The organism is Amnibacterium setariae (assembly GCF_003581425.1).
In the GTDB taxonomy this organism is placed as follows: Bacteria; Actinomycetota; Actinomycetes; order Actinomycetales; family Microbacteriaceae; genus Amnibacterium; species Amnibacterium setariae.
The window spans coordinates 337414-360351 of sequence record NZ_QXTG01000001.1; the positions used below are offsets into that span (position 1 = coordinate 337414).

The following is a 22938-nucleotide window of genomic DNA, read 5'->3' on the forward strand; positions in this document are numbered from 1 at the left end:
TCGCGCGTCGGCGGGCCTCCTGTGTTCTCACTCGGCCGCGGCGAGGAAGACGCCGGCGGCGTCGGCGAGGCGGCCCGGGTCGTCGACGTGGCACAGCTCCCGCGCGGAGTGCATCGACAGCAGCGGTGTGCCGACGTCGAAGGTGCGGATGCCGAGCCGGGTCGCGGTGATGGGCCCGATCGTCGAGCCGCAGGGCACGTCGTTGTTCGACACGAACTCCTGGTACGGCACCCCGGCGGTGCCGCAGACGCGGCTCCAGAGCGCGGCGCCGCCGGCGTCGGTCGTGTACCGCTGGTTGGCGTTGATCTTCAGCAGGGGCCCGCCGCCGGCGACGGGCCGGTTCGCCGGGTCGTGCTTCTCCGGCCGGTTGGGGTGGACGGCGTGCCCGGCGTCGGCGGAGCAGCACCACGAGCCGGCGATGGCGCGCGCCAGCTCGGCGCGGCCGCCGCCGAGCGCGGCGGTCACCCGCTCGAGCACGTCGGCGAGGAGGGGGCCGGCGGCGCCGGACCGGCTCTCCGACCCGACCTCCTCGTGGTCGAAGGCGGCGAGCACCGCGATCGCACCGACGGGCTGCAGCGCCTCCATGGCGCGGACGCCCGCGTGCACGGAGCTGAGGTTGTCGAGCCGGGGGGAGGCGAACAGGTCGCCGGCGATCCCGAACGTCCTGGGCGGCTGGGTGTCGCAGGTGACGAGGTCGTACCCGGCGACCGCCTCCGGAGCGATGCCGGCGATGGCCGCGACCGCGCCCACCACGTCGTCGGCGGGGCCGATCGCGCCGAGCACCGGCTGCAGGTCGCGCTGCCGGTCCGGGGCGAACCCGCTGTTCAGCTCGCGGTCGAGGTGGATGGCGAGGTGCGGGATGTGCGCCCACGAGCCGGTGCGGACGAGGTGCTCCACCCCGTCGACGTCGACGACGCGGCCCGCGAGCTCGAGCTCCCGGTCGAACCAGGAGGCGAGGATCGGGCCGCCGTAGACCTCGACCCCGGCCTGGAGGAAGCCGTTGCCGCCGATCGTCGGTCGCGGCTTGAGCTTGAAGCCGGGGGAGTCGGTGTGGGCGCCGAGCACGCGGTAGGGCGTCGCCGCGGTCGCGTCCTCCGGGATCGCGACGGCGACGACCGCCCCCTCCCGCACGACGACGACGCGCGCGCCGGGCACGACGACGTCGGCCCAGTCCTCGGTCTCGTCGATGCGCACGTGACCGGCGGCCTCGAGCCGGCGCGCGACCTCCGCCGCGGCGTGGAACGAGCCGGGGGAGGCGCTGACGAAGTCGGCGAGGTCGTCGATGTAGGTCGCGGAGTCCACGGGCCCATGCAAGCAGACGGGCCCGGACCGTCGCCGGTCAGGGCCCGTCCGCGCAGGCGTCTCCGTCCAGGAGGACGTCGCGTCCTCCGGGACGGAGGCGAGGGATCACTCGCCGAGGATGCGGTAGAGCTCCCGGCGCAGCTCGTCGACCTTCTCGGTCGCCCGGGCGCGCTGCTCGGCGGTGACGCCGCCGCGGAACTGCATGGCCGCGCCGGCGAGCTTGCCGAACGCCGTCATGAGGGCGTCGCCGCCCTGGAAGCGGTCACCGGCGCTGCGGAAGGCGGCGTCGATCTCCTCCTGGTGGGCGGCCACGTAGGTGCGGCCGGCCTCGGTCAGCTCGTAGGCGCCGCGGGGGCCGCCCTCCTGGCTGATGAGGCCCTCGTCGACGAGCTGGGCGAGCGTCGGGTAGACCGAGCCGGGGCTCGGCGTCCAGGCGCCCTCCGTCTTCTCGCCGATGGCCTTGATCAGGCCGTATCCGTTGGACGGGCCGTCGGACAGCAGGCCGAGGATGGCGCTGCGGACGTCGCCGCGGCGGGCGCGGGGGCCGTGCGGGCCGAAGCCGGGGCCGGGACCGAAGCCCTTGAAGGCGCGCAGCGCCTCCGCCGGGCCGTCCCAGGGGCCGCCGAAGCCGCCGCGGGGTCCGCGGTGGCCGAACGGGCCGTCGAACCGGCCGCGCATGCCGCCGTGGTGGGGGTGGTGGTCGTGGATGTGCTCCATGGTGGTCTCCTTCAAGTAGTCGTTGTCGTGAAGCATCACGATATATCGGTAAACATCAGAGCGCAAGCAGCTGTTCCCGACCGGGCGACGACTCCGTACGGAACTCGCACCCGACTCCGAGGTGCGGCTGCCACGGTCGAGGGACCGAACGGAAGGAGACCGTCATGGCACTCGGCGACAAGATCTCGAACGCGGCGGAGGACCTCGCGGGCAAGGCCAAGGAGGCCACCGGCAAGGCGAAGGGCGACGAGCGGCTCGAGGCGGAGGGGCAGGGCGACCAGACCAAGGCCCAGGCCAAGAAGGTCGGCGAGGACGTCAAGGACGTCTTCCGCTGATCCTCGCGGCTCGTCCCGCATCACGACGGCGCCTCCCGGAACGGACCGGGAGGCGCCGTCGTGTTCTGTCCCGATGGTGAATCGGACCTGAATGAAGGTTAGGCTCTCCTAACCTTTACCGATAGGAGAGCCGCAGTGCGAGCCTCGCGCCTGATGTCCATCGCCGCCTCCGCGGCCCTGCTCGTCGCCCTGGCCGGCTGCGCGCAGTCGTCCGACACCGCCGGCGGGAGCGGCACGGCCGCGTCCGCCGGGTCCTCGGACGCCTTCCCCGTCACGATCGACCACGCGTTCGGCGAGACGACGATCACGGCGAAGCCGAAGCGCGTCGCGACCGTGGCGTGGGCGAACCACGAGGTGCCGCTCGCGCTCGGCGTCGTGCCGGTCGGGATGAGCAAGGCGTCCTGGGGCGACGACGACGGCGACGGCGTGCTGCCCTGGGTCGAGGACCGGATCACGGAGCTCGGCGCGAAGGCCCCCGTGCTGTTCGACGAGACGGACGGCATCGACTTCGAGGCCGTCGCCGACACCCGGCCGGACGTGATCCTCGCCGCCTACTCCGGCCTGTCGAAGAGCGACTACGAGACCCTCTCGAAGATCGCACCGACGATCGCCTACCCGAAGACCGCGTGGGGCACGACGCTCGAAGAGATGATCGAGATGGACAGCGAGGCCATCGGCCTCGGCGCCGAGGGGAAGCAGCTGGAGTCGCGGCTGCGGACCGACGTCGCCGACGCCGTCGCGAAGCACCCGCAGCTGCAGGGGAAGACGGCGATGTTCGGGTACTTCGACCCGAGCGACCTCAGCAAGGTCGGGTTCTACTCGACCCTCGACCAGCGCGCGCGGTTCTTCGAGCAGCTCGGGATGACCGCGCCGAAGGCCGTCGAGGAGGCCTCCGCGAAGTCCACCGAGTTCTACCTGACGCTCAGCGCGGAGGACGCCGACCGCCTGGACGACGTCGACGTGATCGTCACCTACGGGGACGAGGCGCTGCTGAAGAAGCTGCAGGCGGATCCGCTGATCGGCAAGATCCCCGCCGTCGCGCGCGGCTCGGTCGTGCTGCTGCCGGACAGCACGCCGCAGGCGGCCGAGGCGAACCCGACCCCGCTCTCCATCTCGGGCGGCGAGGACGACACGTACATCGACACCGTCGCGGCGGCCGCGGCGAAGGCCGGGTGACGACCGCGGTCGGGCGGCGGTCGGGGGCGGACGCCGCGAGCGCGCGGCGCCCGGTCCCCGTCCGCGTCACCTGGCTCGTCGTCGCGGTGCTCGCGCTCGCCCTGGTCGCGGCCGCGTCGGTCGCGTTCGGCGTCCGCGCGGTGACCTGGTCGGACGTCGTCGCCGGGGTGACCGGGTCGTCGGACACGCTCGCGGAGGCCGCGGTGCTCAAGCGGGTGCCGCGCACCGTCCTCGCGATGCTGGTCGGGGTGGCGCTGGGGCTCGCCGGCGCGGTCATGCAGGGCGTGACGCGCAACCCGCTCGCGGACCCGGGCATCCTCGGCGTCACCACGGGCGCCTCGCTCGCGGTCGTCACGGGCTTCGCCTTCTTCGGGCTCGCCGCGCCGACCACCGTGATCTGGGTCGCGATCGCCGGCGCGGCGGCCTCCGCCGTGCTCGTCTACGCGATCGGCTCCCTCGGGCGGGGCGGGGCGACGCCGCTCAAGCTCGCCCTCGCCGGCGCCGCGACCTCCGCCGCGTTCAGCTCGCTGATCAGCGCCGTGCTGCTGCCCCGCGTCGACGCGCTCACCGACTTCCGGTTCTGGCAGATCGGCGGGGTCGGCGGCGCCGCATTCCCGCGGATCGCGCAGGTGCTGCCGTTCCTGGTGGTGGGCGCCGCGATCTGCGTCCTCACCGCGCGAGGGCTGAACTCGCTCGCGCTCGGGGACGACGTCGCCGCCGGGCTCGGCGAGCACGTCACCAGGACCCGGGTGCTGGCCGCGCTCGGCGCGATCCTCCTGTGCGGCGCCGCGACGGCCGTCGCCGGCCCGATCGGCTTCGTCGGGCTCGCCGTCCCGCACCTCTGCCGCCTGCTCGTCGGCGTGGACCACCGCTGGCTGCTGCCGTTCTCCGCGGTCGTCGGAGCCGTGCTGCTCACCGCGGCGGACGTGCTCGGCCGACTCGTCGCGCGCCCCGCGGAGGTCGACGTCGGGATCGTCACGGCGATCCTCGGCGCGCCGATCTTCATCTGGATCGTCCGTCGCCAGAAGGTGCGGGCGCTGTGACCGGCGTCGTCGCGTCCGCGCCCGGCCTCGGCCGGCGGGTCGCCACCGGGCGCCGGCGGCGGGCGCTGCGCCGTCGCGGCATCGCCGCCGCGCTCGCCGCGCTGGTCCTCGTGCTCTTCGCCGTGAGCCTCATGGTGGGGGACACCTTCTACACGCCGTCCGAGGTGCTCCGCACGGTCCTCGGCCAGACCGTGCCCGGCGCCTCCTTCACCGTCGGTGAGCTGCGGCTGCCGCGCGCGAGCATGGGCGCGCTCGCCGGTCTCGCGTTCGGTGCGGCCGGCGTGGCCTTCCAGACCATGCTCCGGAACCCGCTCGCCGCGCCGGACGTGATCGGCATCAGCTCGGGCGCCAGCGCGGCGGCCGTCGTCTCGATCGTGCTGCTCGGGTTCGACGAGGCGGCCACCTCGCTCGTCGCGATCGTCGCCGCGCTGCTCACCGCGGCCCTGATCTACCTCCTCGCCTACCGCGACGGCGTCGCGGGCACGCGGCTGATCCTGATCGGCATCGGCGTCTCGGCCATGCTCGAGAGCGTCGTGTCCTACGTGCTGCTCCACGCGGCGACCTGGGACCTGCAGACCGCGATGCGATGGCTCACCGGCAGCCTCAACGGGGCGACCTGGGACCAGCTGCTGCCGCTGGCCCTCGCCGTGCTCGTGCTCGGTCTCGTGCTGCTCTCCCGCGAGCACGACCTGGGCCTGCTGCAGCTCGGCGACGAGTCGGCCGCCGGGCTCGGCGTCCGGGTCGAGCGCACCCGGATCGTCGTGATCGTCGCCGCCGTGCTGCTCATCGCGTTCGCCACCTCCGCGGCCGGCCCGATCGCCTTCGTGGCCTTCCTCTCCGGTCCGATCGCCGCGCGCCTGGTCGGCGGAGGGGGCGGGCTGATGATGCCGTCCGCCCTCGTGGGCGCGGCGCTCGTGCTCGGCGCCGACCTGATCGGGCAGTTCGCGTTCGGCAACCGCTACCCGGTCGGCGTCGTGACGGGCGTGCTCGGTGCGCCCTACCTCGTCTACCTCCTCGTCCGAACCAATCGCGCAGGAGGCTCCCTGTGACCGAGTCGCACGCCCTCGAGGTCGACGGGGTCGTCCTCGCCTACGGCGACCGCGTCGTCGCCGACGGGATCGACCTCGCCGTGCCGCCCGGCAGGATCACCGCGATCGTCGGCGCCAACGCCTGCGGCAAGTCGACGCTGCTGCGCGCCATGTCCCGCCTGCTCCAGCCGCGGGCGGGCCGCGTCGTGCTCGACGGGAAGGACCTGCACCGCCTCCCGACGAAGCAGGTGGCGCGCATCCTCGGGCTGCTGCCGCAGTCGCCGAGCGCGCCGGAGGGCATCGCGGTCGCGGACCTCGTCGCCCGGGGCCGGCACCCGCACCAGGGGTTCCTGACGCGCTGGACGGCGGAGGACGACGAGGCCGTCGCCGAGGCGCTGCGGATGACGGACATCGCGGAGCTCGCGGACCGCGCCGTCGACGAGCTCTCGGGCGGGCAGCGGCAGCGGGCGTGGATCGCGATGGCGCTCGCGCAGCAGACGGACGTGCTGCTGCTCGACGAGCCGACGACGTTCCTCGACATCACCCACCAGGTGGAGGTGCTCGACCTGCTCACGGACCTCAACCGGGCCCGCGGGACGACCGTCGTGATGGTGCTGCACGACCTCAACCTCGCGGCGCGCTACGCGGACCACCTCGTCACCGTCGCCGGCGGACGGGTGCACGCCGCGGGCGCTCCGGGCGAGGTGCTGACGGCCGACGCGGTCCGCGAGGTGTTCGGGCTCGAGAGCCGGGTCGTGCCCGATCCGGTCTCGGGCGCGCCGATGGTCCTGCCGATCGGTCGGCACCACGCGGCGGCGCCCACCGGCGCCTGAGCCGGCTGCGCGCCTCCGGACGACCGCATGCGCCGCGGCGCATGCGGTCTCGGGACGGCGTGCGCGCATCGGCGGACCGCCGATGGAGCAGGACCGGAGAAGCGGCGGCGACGCAGGCCCCGTACCGTCGGCGTGGAGGAGGTGTCATGGCCGACACGGAGGGCGCGTTCACGGCGGAGGAGCGCGCCGCGATGAAGGACCGCGCGCAGGAGGTCCGACGCGCCCGCCGCGGGAAGGCGTCGCCGGAGGACGACCTGCGGGACCTCCTCGCGAAGATCGACGAGCTGCCCGAGCCGGAGCGCACGACCGCGCTGCGCATCCACGCCATCGTGTCCCGGACCGCCCCCGAGCTGCAGCCGAAGCTCTGGTACGGCATGCCGGGCTGGGCGAAGGGCGGGAAGAACCTGCTGTTCTTCCAGAGCGCGACGAAGTTCAGGACCCGCTACGCGACGCTCGGCTTCAGCGACCTGGCGCGGCTCGACGACGGCGACCTCTGGCCGAACGCCTACGCGATCACCGCGCTGACGCCCGAGGTCGAGGCGCGCATCGCGGCCCTCGTGCGCCGCGCGCTCGGCTGACTCAGTCCCGCCCGATCACCGCGGCCTCGTGCGGGCCGAGCCCGCCCTCGAGGACGCGCTCGCCGGCACCGGGTGCGAGGTCGAGCGGTGCGTCCCCGACGTTGAGCGCGACCGTGATCGCGTCGGCGCCGTCCGGCGCGGTCATCCGGTAGACCAGCACGTCGTTCTCGACGCGGACCTGCTCGTAGCGCCCGTGCGCCAGCCACGGCTTGCGCCGGCGGAGCGCGATCAGGCGCTGGTGGAGGCGGAGGACCGGCTCCCCGAGCGGGGACAGCTCGTCGGGGGAGTCCGGGAACGCGGGCCGAACGGCGTCGTCGCCGCCGGCGCGGTCCTCCTTCACGCCGCGGAAGCCCTCCTCGTCCCCGGAGTAGACCACCGGTGTGCCGGCGATCGTCAGCAGCACGACGACGGCGTGAGCGAGGTGCCGCTCGTCGACGAGCCGGCTCGCGATGCGCGTCGTGTCATGGTTGCCGAGGAAGACGGCGGGCAGGAACGACTCGACCATGTCGCGGTGGCGCCCGAGCGACCAGGCCAGCTCCCAGAGGTTGCGCTCGTTGAGCCCGCTCCAGATCGCCTTCCACAGCTCGTACTGCGTCACGGAGTCGAGACCGGACTCGGCGACGAACCGCGCGTAGTCGCCGTGGATGACCTCGCCGAGCAGCCACGCGTGGGGGTGGGAGGCGTGCACCGCGTCGGCCACCTCGTGCCAGAACGCCGTCGGGACGGCGTACGCGGCGTCGAGCCGCCAGCCGTCGACGCCGAGGTCGAGCCAGTGCCGCATCACCGCGATGACGTGGTCGCGCACCGCGGGGTTCCCGTGGTCGAGGGCGACGAGCGCGGAGTGGCCCTCGAAGTCCGCCCAGCCGTCGGCGGTGCGGTGGAACCAGGCAGCGGCTCCGGGGTCGCCCTCCTCCGCCCGCACGAAGCGCTCGAAGCTGCGGCCGACGTGGTTGAAGACGCCGTCGAGCACCACCTTCACGCCGCGGTCGTGTGCGGCGGCGATCAGGTGCCGGAGGTCGTCCTCGTCCCCGAGGCGGGGATCGACGCGGAAGTGGTCGCGGGTGTCGTACCCGTGGGTCTCGGAGTCGAAGACGGGCCCGAGCTGCAGGCCGTTCGCGCCGAGCCCGACCAGGTGGTCGAGCCACCCCTCGATCCGCGGCAGGCGGTGCCGGACGGGCGCTCCGGGCGGGTTCTCGCGCTCCGCCCCGGTGAACCCGAGCGGGTACACGTGCCAGAGGATCACGTCCTCGAACCGCATGCCGTCCCCCTGTCCGCCCGGGTCGGGGGCGGCGGTCGACCCTACGCGGTCCGGCCCGGGAGACCCGGGGCGAGCGCAGGCGAGCGGCGGCGCTAGCGCAGCTCGGAGTAGGACCAGACGGCCTTGACCGAGCGCAGCTTCGCGGCCCCCTTCGCCCAGCGGTGACCGATCGCGACCTTCTCGAAGCCCTTGAAGAGCGCGAACCGCTTCGTGGTGTGGACGCCGTCGCGCAGGCGGATCGAGCGCGTGACGCCGTCGTTCGAGAAGGTGAGGGCGGCCGGGCCGCTGACCGACGCGTCGGTGCGGACCTGGACGGATACCGGACCGACGGCGAACGCCGCGGCGACGCGCTTCGGCAGCGCGGCCGTCGTACTGCCGGAGCCGACGTTCTGCCGCACCATCATCTGCCGGTGCCGCAGCTGCTTGCCGACCACGCGGATGCGGCTCACCGCGGTCTCGCGGCTGCCGTCCGCCGACCACGCCGACACGTGCAGCGTGTAGACGCCCGCCCGGATCCGGCCGTGCGACCGGCCGTCCCAGGTCAGCACGCTGGTGGCGCCGGTGAGCGTCCACGTCCGCACCGTCCTGCCGGCACGGGTCAGCGCGGCGGTGCCGGTCACTGGGACCAGGTGCCCGTCCGCGTCGAGGGCGTGCACGGCGAAGCGCACGTCGTCGCGGAACCCGTCCCGCACCGGATAGACGGCGGGGCTGCTCCGCACGACGTCGAGGTCGGCGACGGGCGCGGCGGCGGGCGCGGCCGTGCCGCGGGTGCCGATCCCGCCCGCGGTCGGTGCGGAGGGCTCGGGCGCCGGTGCGGCGGCGACGGGGGCGGCGACGGGCTCCGTCGTCGGCGGCACGCCCGGCTCGGCGACGGTCGGGGCGCTCGGGGCGCTCGGCGTCGGAGGGGTCTGCATCGGCGCGGGGCCGTCCGTGGTCGAGCCCGTCGTGCAGCCGATCGGAGCGACGACGAGACCGGCGCTGCCGAGCGCGACGCCGCCGAGGCCGCAGCCGCTGCTCGCGGTGGCCGCCTGGGCGGGTGCGCCCGTGAGCACGCCGCCGGCGATCGCCGCCACGGCGACGCACACCGCGGTCAGTCGTGCGATGCGCTGCCGCTTCCCCTGCTCGGTCATCGGTGGACCCCCTCCGCCGTTCCCCCCGGTCCGGCTGGCAGGAGCATCGCGCTGCGCACCCGCGCACGGGTCGATCCGTGCACGGATCGTCGTGAGGCGGTGCGTGCAGGCGCCGTCTTCCCCCAGGACTGGGGACGCCGGGATGCCGGCCGGACGGGATCGCCGCGCTAGCGGGCGGCGGGATCCGCCCGGATCGTGAGCGTGGCCGCGAGGTCGACGACCGAGGGGCCGCCGGGGATGCCGCCCGAGGAGAGCAGCACCGCGCCGAACACCGCGCTCCAGAAGGTCGTGACGTCGCGGGCCGTGCCGTGGTCGCTGATCCAGCCGCGCTCCCGCAGGACGCGGTCGAGGTAGCGCTCGGACTGCCGGAACAGGATGCCGACCGCGCGGCGCACCTCCTCCTGCGCGTCGCTCCGCTCGCGGGCGAGGGCGACCGCGGCGACGACCCGGGGGAGGGAGGGCATCGCCAGCGCCGTGCGGGCGATCGCGGAGCGGAACGACTCCGCGGTGCGCATCCGGCGCCCGGCCGCCTGCAGCCGGTCGGTGTCCCGCAGGAGCAGGACGAACGCCGCCTCCACGAACAGGCGGTCCTTGGACCCGAAGTGGTGCGTGATCTGGTTCGGGTACACCTCGGCGGCCGCCGCGATCTCGGCGACCGTCGGGGCGCCGTCATGCGTCTGCAGCAGCCGCATCGTCGCGGCGCGGATGCGGGACCGGGTCGCGGCGCCGCGCGGGGTACCGGTCAGCGCCACGAGCCGAATTGTACGTGATACAACTGTCTGCGGCAGTTTGTTCGTCGTACAAGTCTGGAGCGTCATGCGGATCGCGATCACGGGGCTCGGCGCGGTCTCGCCGCTCGGGGACGGCGTGGAGGCGCTCTGGCAGGGGCTGCTCGCAGGCCGCAGCGGCGTGCGCGACCTCTCGCCGCTCGGGGAGGCGTGGGCGGCGCTGCCGATCCCGGTAGCCGCACCCGCCGACGTCGACGTCGAGGGCCGGCTCGGCCGGGTGGACGCCCGTCGGCTCGACCGGAGCCAGCAGCTCGCGCTCATCGCCGCCGCCGAGGCGTGGGCGGACGCGGGCGTGCCCGAGGTCGAGGGCGAGCGGTTCGCCGTCGTCGTCGGCACCGGCATCGGCGGGCTCGAGACCCTGCTCGGCCAAGACGACGTGCTCGAGGCCTCCGGCGCGCGCCGGGTGTCGCCCCGAGCCGTGCCCATGCTCATGCCGAACGGCGCCGCCGCGCAGATCAGCATCGCGTACGGCGCGGGCGCCGGCGTCTACACGACCGCGTCCGCCTGCGCCTCCGGCGCGGAGGCGATCGCGGACGCGGCGCGCCTGATCGCGACGGGGGAGGCGGACGTCGTGTTCGCGGGCGGGGTGGAGGCGTCCATCGCTCCGCTGACCCTGGCCGCGTTCGCGCAGGCGCAGGCGGCGGCGAAGCCCGACGACGGCCCGGTCGACGCGCTCTCGCGCCCCTTCGACGCCGGCCGGCGCGGCTTCGTCCTCGGCGAGGGCGCGGGGATGCTCGTGCTCGAGAGCGAGGAGCACGCGGCGCGGCGCGGCGCCCGCGTCCGAGCCGTCCTCACCGGCTGGAGCGTCACCTCCGACGCGTTCCACATCACCGCGCCCGCCCCCGAGGGGCAGGGCCAGGTCCGCGCGATCCGGAACGCGCTCGCGATGGCCGGCGTCAGGCCCGAGGCGATCGACCACGTGAACGCCCACGCCACGGGCACGACGGTCGGCGACGTGATCGAGGCGGCCGCGATCGGCACCGCGCTCGGCGGTGCGCCGTCCGTCACCGCGCCGAAGGGCGCCATCGGGCACCTGCTCGGCGCCGCCGGCGCGGTCGAGGCGATCGTCGCCATCCGGACCATCGAGACCGGCCTGGTGCCGCCGACCCGCAACCTGGAGGCGCTCGACCCGGCCGTCGGGCTCGACGTCGTGACGGGGGAGCCGAGGCGGCAGGCCGTCCGTACCGCGCTCAGCAACTCCTTCGGGTTCGGGGGCCAGAACACCACCCTGATCCTCGCCTCCGCGTGAACCGGCGGCGCTGCTCGGCGCACGTCAGGTCGGCGATGGATACATTCGGACCATCGACGTCGCCCTGATCGCCCTGCTCCTCGGTGCCATCGGCGCCGGGGTCGCCGTCGTGCTCGTGGTCCGGGCCGGGCGGCAGGCCGCCGGCGCGCCGGATCTCACCCAGGGCACGCTGCGCGTGCGCGCCGAGGTGCACACGGGTGTCGAGCAGGCGCTGATCGGCCTCACCCGCTCCCTCGCCCTCGTGGGCAGCCCCGGCGATGCCGCCTACGGGCAGATGTACCTCCGGCAGGTCGGCGACGAGGCGCTCGAGGTCGGATCGCGCTCGGAGATCCGGCGCGGCTTCCGGGCGATGATCGTCGCGCGCCGGGGGCGGTCGGCGACGCACCTCGACTACTCGATCCTCCGGCTGCCCGGCGACGACTCCCTGCACGCGGCCGTGCTCCAGTTCGAGCTGCTGCTGATCGAGGCGATCCGGCGGCTGGACTCCGACGCGGACGTGCGCCTCGTGGGCCGCGCGCTGCGTGATCTGGACCGCACGGAGCGCACGCCCCTCGGCGAGCCGGGAGAATCGATGCGATGAACGGGATGGACGTGCGGCCGCCGTGGACGGCGGTCCTGGCCGACGGGGAGCACACGCTGCTGCTCTTCGCGGTCGTCGCAGCCGCCCTCGCGCTGCTCGCGACCCTCGTGCGCATCCGCTTCGCGTCCGGCGAGGTCCAGGGCGAGTACCGGACGGCGAGCCTGACGGCGAACGCGGTCGTCGCGATCGCCCTCGCCTCCTACGTGCTCGTGCTCGTGTCGCTGATCATCGGCTACGACCGCGTCGGCGGCGGCTGGCGGCCGAACGAGTGGGCGTCCTTCGGCTGGGCCTTCCGCTACGCCGACTGGGCGATCACGGTGCCGCTGCTCGTGCTCGAGCTGATCGCCGTGAGCGTGATGGTCTCGGCCGAGCGGCAGATGCGCATCCGCGCCGCCGGCATGGCGCTCGCGTTCACGATGATCCTGCTCGGCTTCGTCGGCGGCTTCGTCGTCGAGGACGGCCGCAGCTTCACCGCGCTCGCGGTGTTCGGCGGGCTCAGCGCGCTCTGCTTCCTGGGGCTCGCGATCCTCATCGTGCGGACGGCGCTGTTCACGCTGCCACGGCTCGCGCCGCACGCACGCCCGGCGTACCGCGCCTCGGTCGTGCTGCTGCTCGTCGTGTGGTTCGTCTACCCGATCGTCTACGGCCTGCAGGGCACGACGAGCGGCGGCGGCTGGGCGGTCACCGGCGCTGTCGCGCTCAGCGTGGCGGACGTGATCGCGAAGGTCGGCTTCGGGTCGCTCGTCCACCGCACCGCGGTGCTGCGCTCGCGCGCGGACGAGGAGGCGTCGCCCACCACCGAGCGCCGTCCGCGCCAGCCGGAGGCGGACCGCCTGTGGGTGGAGGACGGCTCCCGGTACACCGAGGACCGGGAGCTCTTCCGCGACTGATCGCGGATCAGCGCCGCGGCGCGTCCTCCGGCTCGCTCGCGTGCCCGACCACGCCCGCCTCCGACGTCGGCGACGCGGTCGCTCCGGACCGACGGATCCGCTGGAGGCTCTCGGCCGGGGACTCGCCGAACTCGTCGCGGTAGTGCGTGGAGAACCGGCCGCCGTTCGAGTACCCGAACCGGCGGGCGACCTCGGCGACGGTGGTCCCGGAGGCGGCCTCGTCCTGCAGCGCCTGCCGCGCCGCCTCCAGCCGCAGCGCGCGCAGGTGCAGCAGCGGGGAGACGCCGAGCTGGCGGCGGAAGACCATCTGCAGCCCCCGCACCGAGACGCCGGCGGTCGCTGCGACCTCGGGGATCGAGATCGGGTCGGCGAGGTGCGCGCGCAGCTCGGCGAGCGCGCGGCGCAGCACGGCGGCGTCGCGGTCCTCCGCGTCCTCGCTGCGGTTCGTGAGCTCGAACGCCTCGACGGTGACGGCGCTCAGCAGGTCGATGGCGTGCGTGCGGACGAGGTCGCGGTCGTACACCTCTGGGACCCCGAAGACGTCGGCGGTGAGCAGGTGCGCCGCGCGGCGGAAGTACTCCGCGAGCTCCGGGGAGCGCGGCTCGATCCGCGGCGCGTGCAGCTGCACCCGGTGCTTCGGCACCCCGAGCAGGCGGGCGAGGGGAGCCGGCGGGAACGAGAAGACCTCGATGTCCGCGCGGTTCGTCCGCAGCTGGGCGTTCGCGTCGATCGGCACGAGGCCGAGCCCGCCCGCGCCGAGCTCGGCGTCGAAGTCGCCGTTGCGCAGCTGCACGCGGCCCTCGCGGACGTGGACGACCAGCAGCTCGGTCGCGCGGGCGATGCCGAGGTGCACGGCGTCCCCGGCGATCTGGATGCGGGAGACGGAGATCCCGTCGTCGACGATCGAGGCCTGCTTCCACGCCATCTCGGCGCCGCGCATGGTGACCTCGGCGGAGCCGAGCACCGCGCGAGCGGCCGTCGTCGCCGCGCTCGCGTCCGTCGCGGTGTAGGTGAGCCGGAGGAGGCTGTCGATCATCGTCGGACCTTAGCGGGAGCGCGGGAGACCGCTCCTGCGGTGGACAGGAGGGGCGCCGCGGCGCGACGCCCCTCCTCGGTCCTCCGGGCTAGCGGGTCTCGCGGGTGGTCCGGCCGTCGTCGTCCGTCGTGATCTCCTCGTGGCGGACGTCCTCGGTGACCTGCTGCTGGTCGGTCACCGTCTCCTTGTCGAGGCGCACGCGCTCGACCGGCACGGTCTCCTTCTGGACCACGGGGCGCTCCTCGGTCAGGACGACCTCGTGCTCCTCCTCCGACAGGTCCGGGCCGGCGAGCGCCTCGCCGCGGTTCGCATCGGTGATCGGCTCGCGCTCGAGCCGCACCTCCTCGTGCTGCACCGGCACGGTGACGCTCTGCTGCTCGGTCACGACGTGCTTGCGGAGGCGGGCGCGGCCGGTCTCGACCTTCTGGGTGCCGACGTTGAGCCGCTCCTCCGAGCGCGTCATCGCGTCGTCCGTCGTCGGGCCGGAGGTGTCGTGCCCGACCGTGCCGCGGTCGGTCGTCGTGTCGAAGCCGGCGCCGCGGTCCGTGCCGATGCCGGACGGGGTGCCTCCGACGCCGGCCGCGGCACCGCCCGCGCGGCCGTCGTAGTAGTCGAACAGGCTCGCCTGCTCCTCGTCCGCCAGGTGCCCGTCGTCGTCGATGTTCGGCGCGCCCTTGATGGTGTCCTTGTCGTACTGCACGCGCAGGGTGTCGCCCTCGAGGGCGGCGCCCTGGAGCGGGACGAACGACTGCTTCGTGCCGAACAGGCCGGTGTGCACGGTCACGAACAGCGGCTGGCGGCCGTCGTCCGAGACGTACACCTGGCCGATGCGGCCGAGCCGGTCGCCGTCGCGGTCCACGGCGGTCGAGTGGTACAGGGCGTCGATGTCGTTGATGTCGACCATGGGGGTCTCCTTCGTTCCTCGGGTCGTGCCGCGGTCAGGCCTCATCCGGGCGGGCCGCTCTTCGGTCCACTGACCCAGTCGCGGCCGCACGTCTGCTGGGCGTCCGGGGTGCACCGCCTGGGCGTGCGCGATCGGTCGCTCGAGACTGGGCCCGGCCCGGTCGTCGGCTCCGAAAGCGCCGCGGAGACCGCGGCGGCGGGTGCTCCGGTCGTACGGTCCGGCCATGAGCGACGAGCACGACGACCGCCCGAGCGAGCGGACGACCGCGGTGGCAGCGGGAGGGGACGCTCGCCTGTCCTCGCCGCGGACCGACGCCGCGGTGGAGCGCGACCGCGCCCTGGCGCGCGAGCGCGAGCAGTTCTCCGGCATGCGCTTCTTCCTCGGCTTCTTCGGCTGGCTCACCGCGACCGGCCTCACGGTGCTGCTGCTCGCGGTCGTCAGCGCGATCGCCGCGCTGGCGGGCGTGCAGGACGCCGCCGGTTCGCAGCCGTCCGCGGTCGGGATCGGCGGCGCGATCGTGCTGCTCGTGGTGCTGCTGATCGCCTACTTCTGCGGCGGCTACGTCGCCGGCCGCATGGCGCGCTTCAGCGGCCTCAAGCAGGGGATCGCCGTGTGGCTGTGGGCGGTGATCGTCGCGGTCGTCCTCGGCGTCGTCGGCGCGATCGCCGGTGCGCAGTCCGGCGTCGTGAACCAGCTCGGCAGCGTCGCGCAGCTGCCGTTCTCCTCCTCGCAGCTCACCGTGGGCGGCATCGTGAGCGCGCTCGCCGTGCTCGTCGTCACGCTGATCGGCGCCCTGCTCGGCGGCCTCGCCGGCATGCGGTACCACCGCCGGGTCGATCGGGCCGGCGCCGCCGCCTGAGGCGGAACCCCGCCGGGCGCGCCGGTCGGCGTGACACCGCGGCGCCCGGCGGACATCCCCGATCGACGGCTCCTCTTCGGGCGCCGGACCGCGACGGAGGGGATGCACCATGTGGAGCCGACGGATCGACGGAGGCGGGCGCGCCGCCCGGGGCGCGGGGGCCGTCCTCACGACCGCGACGCTCGTGACGGGCCTGCTCGTGGGCGCCGCGAGCGGCGCGGAGGCCGCGGCGCGCGTGGACCCGGATGCGCCGTACCGGCAGTGCGCGGACTCGGCGATCGCGACGACGGTGCTGGCCGATCCCGAGGGGTCCGGCGCGGGGCAGCGGCTGGCGCACATCGTCTTCGAGAACACGGGCCGGTCCGTGTGCCGGCTGGCCGGCGCGCCCGGCGTCAGCCTCGTGAGCGGCGGGGACGGGACGCGGATCGGTGAACCCGCGGACCGTCGGCAGCAGGGCGTGCCGGTGCAGGTGATGCTGCGTCCCGGCGACGCGGCCCGCGCCGACCTGCAGTACACCGCGGTCGACGAGGGCGGCGGCCCGTTCGACCGCGCCTGCCGGGCGGAGCGCGCCGACGGCTACCGCATCTCCCCGCCGCACTCCTTCCGCGCCGTCTTCGTCGCGGCGCCGCAGTGGGCGTGCGCCTCGTCGGTGCACTGGGGCGTCGCCGGCTACGTCGACACGAATCCGGTGGGCGAGGCGAACGGCACCCGCGGGTGCGTCAACAGCCGGACCGTGCCGGCCGGCGCGGTCGTCGGTGCGACGGTGGACGTCGACCGCGACGGGCTCCAGGACACGCAGTTCACCGCTGCGGTGGGCGACCGCCGGGTCTATGGCGTCCGCACGGGCGCGGGCGGCGTCGTCACCGTCACCGACCCGCTGCGCGGGGTCGGCGTGCACGGCGGCTGGACCGCGAACCTCGACAGCGCGGGCGGCACCATCACCGTGCTCGACGATCAGCGCACCGCGAGGCTCTACGCGTTCCGGGGCTGCCGCTTCGTCGCCACGACGCATCGCGACGGCGGCGCCTACGCGTTCACGATCGGTGCGAGGACGGGGTCCGGCACGGGCGTCGCGTGCAACGACCGGAACGGCGGCACGCTCCTCGTGCGGGCCGGCCTGCGCGCCCGCAGCGGCGGCCGCTTCGACGTCTCATGGACGCTCGTCGACGTCAGCGCCGACGGCCGCACCGCCGTGCAGCGGAAGGACTCGAAGGAGGTGCGCTGGGCCGGGCTGAAGGCCTCGGACCCGAGGGTCGCGCAGGCTCGCGCGAGCTCGTGCGACGCCCTGCTCCGCGTCGAGGCCCGACAGGACTGACCCCGGCACCGCGGACCCTCCCGCACCGGCGCGCTCCGGCGCGGGAGGCCGCGTCCGCACACCGGAGCCCCTGGCACCGCTTCGGGGAGTGCCGTTCGCGGCCGGCGCCGGAGCAGAGTGTGCCGCGACGGCGGGGACGGAGGACGACCATGCGGGACGGGCGGCGGACGGCGGCGCACCTCGTCGCCGCGCTCGCGGTCGTCGGCGTGCTCGCCCTGACCGCCTGCAGCGGTCCGCCCGCGCTGCCGCCTGCGCCGAGCCCGACCCGGAGCGCGACGCCGGACCCCCTCGCCGCGGAGCGCCCGGTCGTCGCCGAGGCCCGGCTCGCCCTCGAGCAGTACGACTACGGCCGAGCGGGCGAGCTGCTCGCCCCGCTGCGATCGGCCGAGGCCGGCCGGCTGGCGGCCGAGGTGCGGACCCGCGAGGCGACGGCCGTGCGATGGCACGACGACTCCCGGATCAGCCACCTCTTCTTCCACAGCCTGATCGTCGACCCGCGTCGCGCGTTCGACGGCGACGCGGACGCCGCCGGGTACGACGACTACATGGTCACGGCCGTCGAGTTCGACCGGATCCTGCGCTCCCTGCACGCGCGGGGGTTCGTCCTCGTCAGCCCGCACGACGTCGCCGCCGTCGACGACCGCGGGCGGATGCGGTACCGGCCGATCCTGCTGCCGCGCGGGAGGACGCCGATCGTCCTCTCGCAGGACGACGTGGACTACTACCGCTACGAGCGCGGCGACGGCCTGGCCGAGGACCTCACCCTGCGGAACGGCCGGGTCGTCAGCACCTACCGCGACGGCACGGGCGTCCACCACGGCGCCTACGACGTCGCCCCGGTCGTCGACGCCTTCGTCGAGCAGCACCCGGACTTCGCGTACCACGGCCACAAGGGCGTGCTCGCGGTCACCGGCTACGAGGGCGTGCTCGGGTACCGCACCTCGCCGACCGCCGACGCGCGGAACCCGCATCGCGCCCGCGACCGCGCGGCGGCGTCCCGCGTGGCGACGGCCCTGAAGGCGGAGGGGTGGGAGTTCGCCTCCCACAGCTGGGGCCACATCGACGACACGACGGCGTCGGTCGGGTCCCTGCAGCGGGACAGCGCCCGATGGGACGCGGAGGTGCGGCCGATCGTCGGGAGGACCGACCTCTACGTCTACCCGTTCGGCGCGGACATCGGCGGCGTCGCGCCCTACTCGGGACCGAAGTACCGCCTGCTCGAGCAGCACGGGTTCCGGTACTTCTTCCCGATCGACGCGACCACCACGCACTGGCAGCAGCTGCACGGCTCGTCGCTCCGCCAGGCGCGGATCGACGTTGACGGCATCCGCCTCCGCGAGGCCGTGGCCCGGCGCCGGTCCGTGCTCGACGCGTTCTTCGACCCGCGGGCCGTCTTCGACCACCGTCGGCCCCGCCGCTAGCGGTCAGTCCTCGGCGGGCTCCTCCGGCTCGGTGACGAAGCCGATGACCTTGTGCGTGCCGTCGCAGTAGGGCTTGATCGTCGACTTGCCGCAGCGGCACAGCGCGACGGTGCGGCGCCGCCGGGGCAGCGGGGCGCCGTCGGGCCCGACGATCTCGACGGGGCCGCGGACGAGCAGCGGGCCGTTCGGGTAGGCGACGATCCGTACGGGCTCCTCCCGCTCAGGCATCGGTGCTCCCGGCGTCGGGCAGCGGGCTGCGGAGGGAGGACGCGCCCGCGCCCCACCGCTCGAGCATGTGCGCGGCCGGCCAGCCGTCGACGGTGAGCGAGGCGGCGGCGCCGAACAGGACGTCGTCGAGCAGGGCGGGCTCGCCCTCGACCAGGCCGCCGGCGAGGTCGCGCGCGGCGATCTGCTCGTGCACCGCGTCCGCCTCCACGTGCTCGTCGAAGTACCAGGTGGTCTCCTCGCCGAAGCCGAGCCGGCGGAACCCGTTGCCGTACAGGCGGCTCGGCACGGCCGACGTCATCTCATAGGCGGCGAGGTGCCCGACGAGGGCGCCGCGCAGCCGCCGGTTGATCGCGAACAACGACATCATGTTGACCGAGGTCAGGGTCACGGCCGGCACGAGGTCGATGTAGGCCCCGTACGCGTCGTCGAGGCCGAGCGACCGCAGGGTGCGCGCGTAGATGCTCGAGTGCACGCGGCCGGGCCGGCCGCCGCCGTACTCGTCGGACTGGATCTCGACCAGCGCCGCCTTGGCCCGGCCCGTGAGCCGCGGGATGCCCCAGGAGTGCGGGTCCGCCTCCTTCAGCGTGTAGATCGAGCGCTGCACCAGGAACTCGCGGGCCTGCTCGAGGGTCGCCTTGCGCGCGAGCCAGCGGGACAGGCTGGGGCCCGAGTCCGCGCTCGTCAGCGCGAAGAGGGTCGCGGCGACGTCGCCGGCGGACGTCGAGGCGGGCCGCTCGGGCATCGGCACCGCCGCGCGGATCGCGGCCTCGAAGGGCCGCTCGATCCGGATGCGCGCGGCGTTCAGCTCCGGCGACCACTCGAGGTCCTCCGCGACGCCCTCGATGCCGCCGAAGTGGAGCTCGTAGAGGCAGAAGAGCGCGAGCTGCAGGTCCTCGTCGAGCAGGACGTCCGGGGTGGCGGCGAGGGCCTCGTCGACCGCCGCGACCACGCCGGCCTCGGCCGCGGGGTCCGTGAGCGCGGCGAGGACGGCCTCGCCGGCGGGTCCCCGGGGCGTCGGCGGGGCCATGGGCCGCTGCTGCACGGCGGCGTCCTCGAGCAACTGGGCAGGCACCGCTGCACTGTAGGCGGGCCGGCTGCGCGTCGGGCCCGGCTGCGGACGCTCGGATGCGGCGCGCTCGCGACAGTCCCCGACCAGGGGCCTCGGCGGCGCCGCTCGCCGGGAATCGGCTGTGGATCCGTCCCGCCGCGCCGGTGCCCGGTTGCGCACGGGCCGGACCGCCCGTCTGTCCGGCAGGAAAAGGTGCTCGGATCCCCCGAAGACGGGCTTCACGAGGGGTTTCCTCGGGCCTGGAATCGTTCGCACGCACTGACGGGGCGCCCGGGTCCGGGGAGGGGGACGGCATGACGACCACCGGCTGGACCGACGCGGCGTCCTCCGCACCGCGAGCTCGGATCGGCGGGATCGTGCGGCGCACCTTCGACGCCCTCTCGACCGACGAGGCGCGGGTGGTGCTCGAGGTGCGACCCGACCCGGTCGCGACGATCCGGCGCTCGGGGGCGAATCCCTACCGGGTCCTCTGCTTCGGCGGCGGCGTCCTCCGGGGAGCCGGGCTGCGGGACCACGAGTCGGGCCTGCCCGGTCGGCTCGCGGACCGGGTGACGGCGCGCACGGGCCGCGCCGTCCAGCTCGACGTGGTCGTCGAGTCCGAGCCGACGAAGCCCGCCGCCCTCGCGGGGCTGGCCGGGCTCCGGCTCCGTCGCTACGACGCCGTCGTGATCGTGCTCGGCGACGACGGGGGCCAGCAGCCCCTCGACCAGTGGCGCGGCGCCGTCGTCGGGCTCACCCGCCTCCTCGTCACCGAGACCTGCCCGACCGCCGGTCTCTTCGTCTACGAGTCCGGTCGGGCGGTGGCGGACCCCGTCGCGGCCTACCGCGCCGCGCGGTCCGTCGGCCACGCCGCGCGTCGGGTCGAGGTGACGGAGGAGGTCTGCTCCCTGACCGGTCGCGTGCGGTTCGCGGAGCTCCGCCCGATCCTCGGGGCGCAGCAGCCGGCCGGCCGTTTCTCGGACACCGCCTGGGACGACTGGGCCGACTTCGTCGCGGGCCGCCTCGAGCCCGCGTTCGCCGCGGTCGACGGCGCCGGCGACGAGTCGCCGCGCGCGTTCCGGAACCGCCCGCAGCACGAGGCGTTCCGGCAGCGCGCCGTCGACGCCCTCCGCCTCCGCCGCGGGGAGCGCGACCTCGTGCTCGACAAGGAGGTCGAGGCCGTCCGCAGCCGGTACCGCGTCCGCGGCGCGGCCTTCACCGTGATCGACGGCGCCGCGCAGTGGTCGAAGGCCTCGACCCGGGACGAGCTGCTCGTGATCCCGCGCGAGGCGGGCCTCTGCCACATCGCCGTCGGCACCGACGAGCTGACGCTCGTCAACGACACCCTGCTGGACGGCAGGACGAGGAACGCCCCGCTCGTGCAGGGGCCGGCCGGCATCCGGTTCTACGCGGGCTACCCGGTGCACTCGCCCGACGGGTACCGGATCGGCATGGTCTGCATCTACGGCACGAACCCCCGGACGTTCCGGCCGAGCGAGCTCGAAGGGCTGCGCGACGCCGCGGCGCGGGTCGAGCAGCACCTGTGGAACGAGGCGCTGCGCAGCCGCACGATCTGAGCCGCGGCTCGGTCAGACCGTGACGAGCGTGGCGGCGACGGCGTCCAGCGCTCCCGGGACGAGCGCGTAGTACGCCCAGGTGCCGCGCTTGGAGCGCGTCAGGAAGCCGGCGTCGACGAGCACCTTGAGGTGGTGGCTCACCGTCGGCTGCGCGAGGCCGAGCGGTTCCGTGAGGTCGCAGACGCACGCCTCCCCGCCGTCGTGCGCGGCGATCATCGAGACGAGTCGGAGGCGCACGGGATCGGCGAGCGCCTTCAGCACCAGGGCGAGGTCGCGTGCTCCGCGCTCGTCGATCGCCTCCCGGGTCAACGAGGCGCAGCTGTCGCCGATGCAGCACGCCGCGCTGGTCGACGCGGTGATCGGCAGCTCCATCAGCGGCATGGTCCGACCATAGACATCGATGAACGTCTATGTCTATGGTTCATCGACATCCATCGATGGAGGAGAGCCATGAACGACGAGCGTCCGTCGATCCTGTTCGTCTGCGTGCACAACGCCGGCAGGTCCCAGATGGCGGCCGGGTTCGCCCGCGAGCTCGGGGGCGAACGGGTGCAGGTGCTGTCCGCAGGGAGCGAGCCCGCGGACCGGATCAATCCCGTCGCCGTCGAGGCCATGGCGGAGGTCGGGATCGACATCACCGGGACGCAGCCGCGGGTGCTCGCGGTCGACGACGTGCGCGCCTCCGACGTCGTCATCACCATGGGATGCGGCGACGCCTGCCCCGTCTTCCCGGGCAAGCGCTACGAGGACTGGGAGCTGACCGACCCGGCCGGGCGGCCGCTCGAGCAGGTCCGGCCGATCCGCGACGAGATCCGCGGCCGCGTCGAGGCCCTGCTGGAGGGCCTCCGCGGCTGACGACCCCGATCGACGGGAGGAGGTGACCCGTGGACGACCAGACCTGCTGCGGCGGCACCGGCTGCTGCTGACCCGAAGGGCGCCCTCGGCGAGGAACCGGCCGGGGGCGTTCGGGTCGCGCGTGCTCCGGCGCGCCGCTCGGATCAGCGCGCGTCGCTCCGGCCGCCCAGCACTCGGGCGCCGAGCTCGGACCGCAGCAGCATCGACGCCGCGTCGTCCACGATGCGCTCGCCCTGCTCACGGCTGACGCGACCGGTCGTGACGAGCGCGGCCGCGCCCTGGACGGCCGCCGCGAAGACGAGTCCGAAGCGCTCGCCGTCGACGGGGTGGGGAGGGGTCGTGGACCCCTTGGCCAGCGCGTCGCCGAGGACGTCGAACATCCGGCCCGCCGCGTCGGCCACGGCGGGGGTCGACCCGGTCGTCTTCATGGAGAACATCAGCTCCATCAGCGCCGCGTCGTCGACCGCGAAGCCGACGTAGGCGCGCGCGAGCCGGTGGAACCGGTCCTCGAACGACCGCCCCGCCTCCCGCGCGGCACGGAGGCGCTCGGTGAGGCGGTCGAAGCCCTGCACCGCGAGCGCATCGAGCAGCGCCTGCCGGTCGATGAAGTGGCTGCGGGGCGCCCCGTGACTCACGCCGGCCTCGCGGGCGAGCTCTCGGAGGGACAGGGCGTCCGCGCCGCGCTCGCGCACGACCGCCTCCGCGCGTTCGAGCAGCACCGCGCGCAGGTTGCCGTGGTGGAACGGCTGCGACGTCACACGGACAGACTAGCGGGAACTAGACGTTGC

Annotated in this window: 25 protein-coding genes; 14 read left to right on the forward strand and 11 right to left on the reverse strand. The window is 74.7% G+C overall.

Annotation, left to right across the window (positions count from 1 at the left end):
• Positions 1-27 precede the first annotated feature (27 nt).
• A complete protein-coding gene (locus D1781_RS01730; RefSeq protein WP_119480558.1) occupies positions 28-1302 on the reverse strand; it encodes a M18 family aminopeptidase in 1275 nt (424 codons plus the stop codon).
• A gap of 105 nt (positions 1303-1407) precedes the next feature.
• The gene (locus D1781_RS01735) at positions 1408-2055 is read right to left on the reverse strand and encodes a PadR family transcriptional regulator (protein WP_233551108.1); all 648 of its coding nucleotides are present in this window, start codon (positions 2053-2055) and stop codon (positions 1408-1410) included.
• Between the two features lie 128 nt (positions 2056-2183).
• Between D1781_RS01735 and D1781_RS01740 the strand changes: the two genes are divergently transcribed.
• The 6 genes from D1781_RS01740 to D1781_RS01765 all read left to right on the forward strand — a co-directional run bounded on the left by D1781_RS01740 (position 2184) and on the right by D1781_RS01765 (position 7012).
• The gene (locus tag D1781_RS01740) at positions 2184-2354 is read left to right on the forward strand and encodes a CsbD family protein (protein WP_119480560.1); all 171 of its coding nucleotides are present in this window, start codon (positions 2184-2186) and stop codon (positions 2352-2354) included.
• Between the two features lie 135 nt (positions 2355-2489).
• Positions 2490-3530, forward strand: a complete 1041-nt coding sequence (locus tag D1781_RS01745) for an iron-siderophore ABC transporter substrate-binding protein (RefSeq protein WP_233550919.1) — start codon at positions 2490-2492, stop codon at positions 3528-3530.
• Positions 3527-4573: a FecCD family ABC transporter permease gene (locus D1781_RS01750; protein WP_119480562.1), complete on the forward strand. Its 1047-nt coding sequence runs from the start codon at positions 3527-3529 to the stop codon at positions 4571-4573. Before D1781_RS01745 ends, D1781_RS01750 begins: the two co-directional genes overlap by 4 nt.
• Positions 4570-5622, forward strand: a complete 1053-nt coding sequence (locus D1781_RS01755) for a FecCD family ABC transporter permease (protein ID WP_119480563.1) — start codon at positions 4570-4572, stop codon at positions 5620-5622. The genes D1781_RS01750 and D1781_RS01755 overlap by 4 nt, the downstream gene beginning before the upstream one ends.
• Positions 5619-6434 carry an ABC transporter ATP-binding protein gene (locus D1781_RS01760; protein ID WP_119480564.1) on the forward strand — a complete coding sequence of 272 codons (816 nt, stop codon included), beginning with the start codon at positions 5619-5621 and terminating at the stop codon, positions 6432-6434. Before D1781_RS01755 ends, D1781_RS01760 begins: the two co-directional genes overlap by 4 nt.
• Before the next feature lie 146 nt (positions 6435-6580).
• On the forward strand, positions 6581-7012 hold the full coding sequence (locus D1781_RS01765) for an iron chaperone (protein WP_119480565.1): 432 nt from the start codon (positions 6581-6583) through the stop codon (positions 7010-7012).
• Between the two features lies 1 nt (position 7013).
• Here D1781_RS01765 and D1781_RS01770 read toward each other — a convergent pair whose 3' ends face one another.
• The 3 genes from D1781_RS01770 to D1781_RS01780 form a co-directional block, all read right to left on the reverse strand.
• On the reverse strand, positions 7014-8270 hold the full coding sequence (locus D1781_RS01770; protein ID WP_119480566.1) for an alpha-amylase family glycosyl hydrolase: 1257 nt from the start codon (positions 8268-8270) through the stop codon (positions 7014-7016).
• 92 nt (positions 8271-8362) lie between these two features.
• Positions 8363-9400: a hypothetical protein gene (locus D1781_RS01775; RefSeq protein WP_119480567.1), complete on the reverse strand. Its 1038-nt coding sequence runs from the start codon at positions 9398-9400 to the stop codon at positions 8363-8365.
• A gap of 167 nt (positions 9401-9567) precedes the next feature.
• Complete coding sequence (locus D1781_RS01780; protein ID WP_233550921.1) at positions 9568-10152, reverse strand: TetR/AcrR family transcriptional regulator C-terminal domain-containing protein; 585 nt, start codon at positions 10150-10152, stop codon at positions 9568-9570.
• 64 nt (positions 10153-10216) lie between these two features.
• Between D1781_RS01780 and D1781_RS01785 the strand changes: the two genes are divergently transcribed.
• The 3 genes from D1781_RS01785 to D1781_RS01795 all read left to right on the forward strand — a co-directional run bounded on the left by D1781_RS01785 (position 10217) and on the right by D1781_RS01795 (position 12907).
• Positions 10217-11437, forward strand: coding sequence for a beta-ketoacyl-[acyl-carrier-protein] synthase family protein (locus D1781_RS01785; protein WP_119480569.1), 1221 nt, complete (start codon positions 10217-10219; stop codon positions 11435-11437).
• A gap of 109 nt (positions 11438-11546) precedes the next feature.
• On the forward strand, positions 11547-12017 hold the full coding sequence (locus D1781_RS01790) for a hypothetical protein (protein ID WP_119480570.1): 471 nt from the start codon (positions 11547-11549) through the stop codon (positions 12015-12017).
• The gene (locus tag D1781_RS01795; RefSeq protein ID WP_119480571.1) at positions 12014-12907 is read left to right on the forward strand and encodes a bacteriorhodopsin; all 894 of its coding nucleotides are present in this window, start codon (positions 12014-12016) and stop codon (positions 12905-12907) included. The genes D1781_RS01790 and D1781_RS01795 overlap by 4 nt, the downstream gene beginning before the upstream one ends.
• Before the next feature lie 7 nt (positions 12908-12914).
• Here D1781_RS01795 and D1781_RS01800 read toward each other — a convergent pair whose 3' ends face one another.
• Both D1781_RS01800 and D1781_RS01805 read right to left on the reverse strand, forming a co-directional pair.
• Positions 12915-13943 (reverse strand): helix-turn-helix domain-containing protein, encoded by a 1029-nt coding sequence (locus tag D1781_RS01800; protein ID WP_119480572.1) that lies wholly within the window; start codon positions 13941-13943, stop codon positions 12915-12917.
• A gap of 88 nt (positions 13944-14031) precedes the next feature.
• Positions 14032-14847, reverse strand: coding sequence for a DUF2382 domain-containing protein (locus D1781_RS01805; protein WP_119480573.1), 816 nt, complete (start codon positions 14845-14847; stop codon positions 14032-14034).
• 223 nt (positions 14848-15070) lie between these two features.
• On the opposite strand from D1781_RS01805, the gene D1781_RS01810 reads away from it, so the two are divergent.
• The 3 genes from D1781_RS01810 (at position 15071) to D1781_RS01820 (ending at position 18442) form a co-directional block, all read left to right on the forward strand.
• Positions 15071-15706, forward strand: a complete 636-nt coding sequence (locus tag D1781_RS01810; RefSeq protein ID WP_119481676.1) for a hypothetical protein — start codon at positions 15071-15073, stop codon at positions 15704-15706.
• Between the two features lie 109 nt (positions 15707-15815).
• Positions 15816-17021, forward strand: coding sequence for a DUF4232 domain-containing protein (locus D1781_RS01815; protein WP_119480574.1), 1206 nt, complete (start codon positions 15816-15818; stop codon positions 17019-17021).
• Between the two features lie 149 nt (positions 17022-17170).
• Positions 17171-18442: a polysaccharide deacetylase family protein gene (locus D1781_RS01820; protein ID WP_119480575.1), complete on the forward strand. Its 1272-nt coding sequence runs from the start codon at positions 17171-17173 to the stop codon at positions 18440-18442.
• Between the two features lie 3 nt (positions 18443-18445).
• On the opposite strand, the gene D1781_RS01825 is transcribed toward D1781_RS01820, so the two are convergent.
• Positions 18446-18670, reverse strand: coding sequence for a CDGSH iron-sulfur domain-containing protein (locus D1781_RS01825; RefSeq protein ID WP_119480576.1), 225 nt, complete (start codon positions 18668-18670; stop codon positions 18446-18448).
• Complete coding sequence (locus D1781_RS01830) at positions 18663-19697, reverse strand: iron-containing redox enzyme family protein (protein ID WP_119481677.1); 1035 nt, start codon at positions 19695-19697, stop codon at positions 18663-18665. The genes D1781_RS01825 and D1781_RS01830 overlap by 8 nt, the downstream gene beginning before the upstream one ends.
• 335 nt (positions 19698-20032) lie before the next feature.
• Here D1781_RS01830 and D1781_RS01835 point away from each other — a divergent pair, with 335 nt between their 5' ends.
• A complete protein-coding gene (locus D1781_RS01835; protein WP_158589958.1) occupies positions 20033-21295 on the forward strand; it encodes a hypothetical protein in 1263 nt (420 codons plus the stop codon).
• 12 nt (positions 21296-21307) lie between these two features.
• Here D1781_RS01835 and D1781_RS01840 read toward each other — a convergent pair whose 3' ends face one another.
• A complete protein-coding gene (locus D1781_RS01840; RefSeq protein ID WP_119481678.1) occupies positions 21308-21667 on the reverse strand; it encodes an ArsR/SmtB family transcription factor in 360 nt (119 codons plus the stop codon).
• 78 nt (positions 21668-21745) lie between these two features.
• Here D1781_RS01840 and D1781_RS01845 point away from each other — a divergent pair, with 78 nt between their 5' ends.
• Positions 21746-22150: an arsenate reductase ArsC gene (locus tag D1781_RS01845; protein ID WP_119480578.1), complete on the forward strand. Its 405-nt coding sequence runs from the start codon at positions 21746-21748 to the stop codon at positions 22148-22150.
• 143 nt (positions 22151-22293) lie between these two features.
• Here the strand turns inward: D1781_RS01845 and D1781_RS01850 are convergent, their stop codons facing one another.
• Positions 22294-22908, reverse strand: coding sequence for a TetR/AcrR family transcriptional regulator (locus D1781_RS01850; protein WP_119480579.1), 615 nt, complete (start codon positions 22906-22908; stop codon positions 22294-22296).
• Positions 22909-22938: the final 30 nt, after the last annotated feature.

Coding starts and splice junctions, on each gene's coding strand:
- D1781_RS01735 (WP_233551108.1), bottom strand. CDS start 2,055: ATGCTTCACGACAACGACTACTTGAAGGAGACCACCATGGAGCACATC.
- D1781_RS01740 (WP_119480560.1), top strand. CDS start 2,184: ATGGCACTCGGCGACAAGATCTCGAACGCGGCGGAGGACCTCGCGGGC.
- D1781_RS01765 (WP_119480565.1), top strand. CDS start 6,581: ATGGCCGACACGGAGGGCGCGTTCACGGCGGAGGAGCGCGCCGCGATG.
- D1781_RS01770 (WP_119480566.1), bottom strand. CDS start 8,270: ATGCGGTTCGAGGACGTGATCCTCTGGCACGTGTACCCGCTCGGGTTC.
- D1781_RS01775 (WP_119480567.1), bottom strand. CDS start 9,400: ATGACCGAGCAGGGGAAGCGGCAGCGCATCGCACGACTGACCGCGGTG.
- D1781_RS01785 (WP_119480569.1), top strand. CDS start 10,217: ATGCGGATCGCGATCACGGGGCTCGGCGCGGTCTCGCCGCTCGGGGAC.
- D1781_RS01795 (WP_119480571.1), top strand. CDS start 12,014: ATGAACGGGATGGACGTGCGGCCGCCGTGGACGGCGGTCCTGGCCGAC.
- D1781_RS01800 (WP_119480572.1), bottom strand. CDS start 13,943: ATGATCGACAGCCTCCTCCGGCTCACCTACACCGCGACGGACGCGAGC.
- D1781_RS01805 (WP_119480573.1), bottom strand. CDS start 14,847: ATGGTCGACATCAACGACATCGACGCCCTGTACCACTCGACCGCCGTG.
- D1781_RS01810 (WP_119481676.1), top strand. CDS start 15,071: ATGAGCGACGAGCACGACGACCGCCCGAGCGAGCGGACGACCGCGGTG.
- D1781_RS01815 (WP_119480574.1), top strand. CDS start 15,816: ATGTGGAGCCGACGGATCGACGGAGGCGGGCGCGCCGCCCGGGGCGCG.
- D1781_RS01820 (WP_119480575.1), top strand. CDS start 17,171: ATGCGGGACGGGCGGCGGACGGCGGCGCACCTCGTCGCCGCGCTCGCG.
- D1781_RS01825 (WP_119480576.1), bottom strand. CDS start 18,670: ATGCCTGAGCGGGAGGAGCCCGTACGGATCGTCGCCTACCCGAACGGC.
- D1781_RS01830 (WP_119481677.1), bottom strand. CDS start 19,697: ATGGCCCCGCCGACGCCCCGGGGACCCGCCGGCGAGGCCGTCCTCGCC.
- D1781_RS01835 (WP_158589958.1), top strand. CDS start 20,033: ATGACGACCACCGGCTGGACCGACGCGGCGTCCTCCGCACCGCGAGCT.
- D1781_RS01840 (WP_119481678.1), bottom strand. CDS start 21,667: ATGGAGCTGCCGATCACCGCGTCGACCAGCGCGGCGTGCTGCATCGGC.
- D1781_RS01845 (WP_119480578.1), top strand. CDS start 21,746: ATGAACGACGAGCGTCCGTCGATCCTGTTCGTCTGCGTGCACAACGCC.